The sequence below is a fragment of the Protofrankia sp. CiP1_Cm_nod3 genome (assembly GCF_982290655.1).
This window is the reverse complement of record NZ_CEVIVD010000216.1, coordinates 1-5649: the sequence shown is the minus strand read 5'-3', so window position 1 is coordinate 5649 and position 5649 is coordinate 1. Positions and strand designations below refer to the sequence as shown.

General features: G+C 73.1%; 2 protein-coding genes and 1 pseudogene. All 3 read right to left on the bottom strand.

Going from position 1 to position 5649, the window contains the following annotated elements:
• A pseudogene (locus AC5LUJ_RS22975) lies at nucleotides 1–790 on the bottom strand (hypothetical protein); the annotation flags it as partial.
• A 13-nt stretch (nucleotides 791–803) separates the two neighbouring features.
• Nucleotides 804–3005 carry a hypothetical protein gene (locus tag AC5LUJ_RS22970; protein ID WP_493465744.1) on the bottom strand — a complete coding sequence of 734 codons (2202 nt, stop codon included), beginning with the start codon at nucleotides 3003–3005 and terminating at the stop codon, nucleotides 804–806.
• Between the two features lie 73 nt (nucleotides 3006–3078).
• Nucleotides 3079–5535, bottom strand: a complete 2457-nt coding sequence (locus tag AC5LUJ_RS22965) for a DUF6603 domain-containing protein (RefSeq protein WP_493465745.1) — start codon at nucleotides 5533–5535, stop codon at nucleotides 3079–3081.
• Nucleotides 5536–5649: the final 114 nt, after the last annotated feature.

Here is a 5649-nt window from a genome sequence, read left to right as displayed (position 1 = left end):
AGGCGGTTTCCGGCGGGCCGGGGACCGCCCATTCCAGCTCGTCGAGCAGGTCGGTGAGGTCGCCGTCGGCGAGGATGTCCGAGTCGGGGGTGGCGTACCAGCCGGCGACGGCGTAGCTGAGCCGGTCGGCGCCCTGGACGTCGTCGAGGGTGTCGTGGATCGAGAAGACGTTCTCGTTGTAGGGCTGGAACACTGTGAAGGTCATCAGTCCCGGTCCCACCGCGGTGAGGAACGGTGCCGGCGGGTCGGCGGGCTCCCGCCACGGCGTGTCGGCGGTGAGCGCGTGGCGGCGTCCGATCCTGGTCGCGGTGAGCTCGCTCGCGTGCGGGTCGGCGAACGACACGGTGCCCTCGGCCGGGTCCAGGTAGTCGCTGTGGACCAGCCAGGCGCGTGCCGCGGGGCTGGCCTGCCGGTGGCGGACGACCAGCCAGCGGTTCGGTACGAGCGGGAAGTCGCCGACGCCGCCGGTCGCGTCGTGCCGGCCGCGGCAGAGCGCTTCCGGGAGCTGCCACTGCAGGTACACGCCGAGCCGTTCCGGCCGGCCGCGCCAGTCCTCCAGCCCGTCGAAGGGGCGGGGCTCGGGCGGCAGGTTGTCCTGTTCGGTGAACCGGAAGTTGGTCCGCCACCGTTGGAAGACGTAGGTGCCGTCGGTGTCCCGGGTGGCGGCGTTGACCGCCAGCGCCGCGACGCCGACCGGGATGACGATCGCGGCCTGGGTGTTGCGGCTGCCGGCTGGGCGGCGGGAGGTGGCCGGCCGCGGTGCCGGGGGCGTCGTCGAGGGGTGTGTCATCGTCGCTCGGTCCTCACGGTCGCTCGAAGGTCTGCACCTGCGGCGCTTTGATCATCTGAAGGGCGAACTGGCAGGAAGCCAGGGTGGACAGCTCGTGCGCGGCGGCCAGCTCGGGAAGCAGGCCGCCGCTGCCGCTGGCGATGGACAGCACCCCTTCGCCGACGCTGTCGGTGGTGGGGCGCAGGAAGCGGTCGAAGCCCGGCGGGTCGGGGAACTCGCCGTCCTCGATGGGCGCGCCGATGTCGCCGGTGAGATGACGCAGCTGGATCGTTTCGAGGTCGCCGAAGCCGAAGTGCAGGCCCTGCGGTGGTTCGGCGAGCGTCAGCGCGTCGATCACACCGGGGAACAACACGAGCCAGATGTCGGTGCCGACGACGATCCGGCGGGCCGGTTCGACCCTCGCGCTGCTGTGGTAGCCGGTGATGATGGTCCTCGGCCAGTTCGGTACGAGCGTGGAGCGGATCAGGACCCCGCTGCCCGGCGGGATCGCGCCGCCGGTGGCCAGGGCGTTGAGGTCCGCGTCGAGGGTGTGGCCGACGCCGACGCTGAGCGCGCCGTCGACGGCCGCGCGGATCCAGCCGGCGTCGACGTAGCAGAACCGCAGGCTTTCCTCGGGCAGCATCGCCTCGTCCGGGACGAGATGTCCGAACGGCATCATCTCGAGCCGGCGCAGCCGGTCCAGCCAGGCCACCACCGGGTCCAGCTCGGCGGCGACGGCCGCGCGCAGCACCCCGGTGACCTCGGGATCCCCGAGCCGCTGCCGGGCGAGGTCCGCGAAGGGCCGGGCCCGGCCGGCGCCGCGGCCATGGCGGATCGCCGCCCGCCGCCGGCCGGCGGCGACCGCCGGGCCTGCCGCCGTCATCGCCCGGCGCACCCGCCCGCCGCCGTCGGCGACGAGGAGCTGGTCGAACGCCTGCCGGGGCAGGTTTACCGGCAACGCGCCGGCCACGTCCCGGACGGCCTGGCCGGCCAGGCGAGGATGGGTGAGCAGGCGGCGGGCGGCGGCGCGGGCTGCCTTGCGGTAGCCGAGCAGGTGGGCGCGGAACTCGGCGTCGGCCAGCGCCAGGGTGCGTCCCAGGCTGAAGGCGGCGGCGTAGCTCGTGTCGAACACGCCGGTGCGCTCGTGATAGACGAGCGCCTCTCCGGCCGAGTCCAGCCGGGGACGTTCCGGCTCGGGCAGGGTCGGCGCGGGTTCGGCCGTCAGCGGGCCGCGGTAGTACGCGACGGTGCGTTCCCCGGATTCCAGTCGCTGCGGCAGCGCGGTGCCGCCGCCGTCGAGCACCCGTGCCGCCTCCCGCTGGCCGGGGTCCGGACTGGCCGGCGGGTCGTACCGGCGGCGCAGCAGCAGGTCCGGGCGTCCTGGGCTGTCGACCGCACCGCCCTCGGTCGCCAGGTAGTGCACGAGGTCCCCGAACCCGATCGTGGTGTCCTCGAGGGTCTCGAACACCCACGACCACAGCGACACCACCCGCAGCCCCTCGGCCGGCGGTGCCTCGCCGTCGAGGTAGGCCTCGTGGCCGTCGAAGGACAGCAGGTGCGCGACGTGCATCCCCGCCTGCCGGGACGGGAACCGGTTGGCCACCACCACCGCGTTGAGCAGGGACTCGTCTGGCGGCGGGTCACTGGCCCGCTGGGCGTCCGGCGGGCCGCCCTCCCGCAGGTGGGCGAGCAGGCCCATCTCGACGGGCTTCGGCGCGACCGCGCGGAACAGCCCGCCCGGCACGAGAACGCTCTGGCAGGTCAGCTCGTGCTCGTCGGGGAACAGCGACTCGGGTCTGATCACCGGTGGGCGGCCGGGCAGCGCGCCGGCCCGCAGCTCGTCCACGGTGCACCGGTCGACCTGCCCGATCGCGTCGGGGTCGTCGGGCAGCTCACCCTCCCGGAAGACGCACAGCGCGATCCACGGCACGGCCGGCGGCTGTCCCTGCAGCGGCCGGGTCCACGGCAGCCCCGGGGTGTCGAGAGTGATGTGCGGCAGCAGTTGGCTGTAGACACCGACCCCGCCGGGAACCGGGTAGCAGGCGTGTACCTCGGTTCCCTCCAGCACGAAGCGGACGCCGCGCACCTCGAAGCGGCGGCGCTGGTCGGGCAGCGCGGCCTCGGTGGGCTGCCCGGTGACGGTCTGCACGGTCGTGATCTCGTACTGGCCGGCGTACAGGGACGGAATCTTGTGGTCGAAGAACCGGGTGCGATGCGTGGCGCGGACAGCGGGCACGGCGGCACCGCCTTTCAGCAGCTCGGTACGACGTCGACGGGAAGACGAGGGTGACCGCCGGGCGGGTCTGCCCTCAGGCGGGGACGAGCATCGGTTCGGCGGTGAACGCGGTCGCGGCCGTGCGGGCATAGCCGGGCAGCTCGGCGTCGCGCTCACCGAGATCCAGGCCGAAGCCGGCGAACGCGGCGGCGAGCTGCGTCCGGGCGGCCCGCTGGTCCGGCGCGTCCACTCCGGCCACGATCAGGGCGATCGTGCCCGGCCGGCGGACCGGCGGCGGACCGGGCCGCGCATCCGGGTCCAGCGGCATCGGACCGTCCGGCGCAATCGGGTCGAACGCGAGGGCCTGCTCGGACACGTAACCGGTGGAGGTGCCGTAGTCGACCGGCGGGGACGAGTAGTGGGCGCCCGTGAGCTGGTCGTGGACAAGCTGCTCACCGGGCCGCGGCAGGATGTCCCCCCGGCCGGTCCCCCACATCGCCTGCGGCACGCTCACCCGGGTCTCCGCCACCGACCAGCGGGACAGAGCACCGTCCTCACCGTCGCGGGTCAGCGTCACCCGGTGCGCGCTGTCCAGGTCCTCCACCTGCATCGGCCGGATGTCCAGCCTGTCCCCATGGACGACCGGAGTCTGCGCGGTGTCGAGATAGATACCGGTGACCGGAACAGCCGAGTCGGTACTGAAGGTGAACCCGGACTCCGAGACCTGCCACGGCGCCTGCACGCCGCCGCGCCGGCCGTCCTCGTCGTACCCGTCCGCCACCAGGCCCGACACCGCCATCACCCGGATCGCCGTGTCCGGCGGCGGGAGCATCCGGGTGAACTGCGCCCAGTCCAGCGGCGGCGGCATCCGGTCACGCCCCGACCCGAAGTCGATCGTGAACGAGACGAACCACAGGCTGATCTTCGCCTCACCGCCGGTCGGCGGCCCCCAGACCCGCAGGTCCGCACCGACCTCGACCGTGACCGAGACCCGAACAAATGCGATCTTTACGGTGGCCGACACCCCGACCGAGACACCGATCCCGATGTCGAACCGGAACGGATCCCACTGCACCAACGCGTCCGCGTAGGCGGTCAGCCAGGCCCGCAGCGCACCGGAATGGAACTTCACCTCCAGCCGGCCGCCGGCCATGACCGACGACGGGGTGATCGCGAAGTAGCCGCCCCCACCGACGGTCACCTTCGAGCCGAGCCCCCAGGTGATGCCGAGCCGCGCGAGTTTCGGATAGCCCGGCGGGATCTCGTAGCCGGGGTGGTAGCCACCCATGCTCAGCGCGAAGTCCCCGGCCTGGGGATGCGCCCCGAACCAGATCTTCAGCCCGACGCCGCCGTGGATCGCGCAGTCGTCGTCGAAGACATAGGAGTTTGGGGTGAGCGCGGTACCCAAACTGAGCTCCCCGGCGCTCGGGCGCAGCACGATCTCGACGGCGAACTCCAGCCGGGCGTACTTCGTGTCCGCGTGCCGGGGGAACTCGGTGCCACCGACGCCGACCAGCGCGATCGTCAGGTCGTTTCCGGCCTGCACCAGCAGCATCGCCCGACCGACGATCGTCTCGAAGCAGGAGAACGCCAGGCCCGCCGCCACCCACAGATCCCCCTGCGACGGCCTGACCCACGGGTTGGCACCGTCGGTCAAAACCCGCAGCACCTCCATGGGATCCGACAGGCCCTCCTCGTCGGCACCGATCGCGCCCGGATTGTCCAACGCGACCAGAAACGGGAAGTCCGCGACCGACGTGGCCTGCGGAACCCGGATCGCACTGTTCCAGCCCATCCCGGCCGCGATCCCCCGGACCTGGAAGGCCGGCGGCCCGATCCCGGTGTCCCGGCCCAGCGCCCCGAAACCGAAGAACGACGGCGCCGCGTCACCCTTCGGGACCACGTAGGCGCCCATCGCCGTCCCGTTGAACACCCCCGTGTCGACCATCAACACGCCGGCGACCGCCGCCACATATGGATCCAGGGCGGGAAACGGGGACAAACCACCCGCGATACGCAACGGTGGATAATGGTAGTTGACGGTCACGCCCTGACCACCCGAGGGCACACCGGGATCCGTCCAGCCCCGCGTGGCAGGCAGCCGCGCCGGCGCCGGGGCGGCGATGAGCGTCAGCCGGCCGGCCCGTGTCCGCGGCGGAACCAGCACCACGAACCCGCCGGTCCGGGTACTAACCATCGCGACCGGCCCCGGCCGCCGGGGCGCACGTCCCGGCCGACGCGGCCCCGAGGCAGACGGCCAGTACCCGCGGACCGCGCCCTCCCGTACGGCCACATCAGGCCGAGAACCCGGCCTGCGGCGGCGCAGAGGAACCAGCACCGGACGCCCAGCCGCGGGCAGCACCAGCCAGTCACCGGCCTCGACCGGCCCGGCGAGAAGAGCCTGCGGCACCGGGACGCCACCGATCTCCGCGAGCCGGGCGGCGATCCGCGCACCCTCCACGGCCGTGACCGGACGGCTCAGCGACAACACCTGCCAGCCCGAACCCCCGCTGCTGTCCCCCGCGACAGCCGGCGTGCCATCGGCGATCACCAACCGCAGCGCACCCTCAGGCGGCCACCCGTCGGGTTCGACGGCCTCGCTCGACCCCGGGTTCCTCCCTCCAGGCCTTTCGGCGCGCCTGTGGTCCTCGCCGTCAGGCACGAC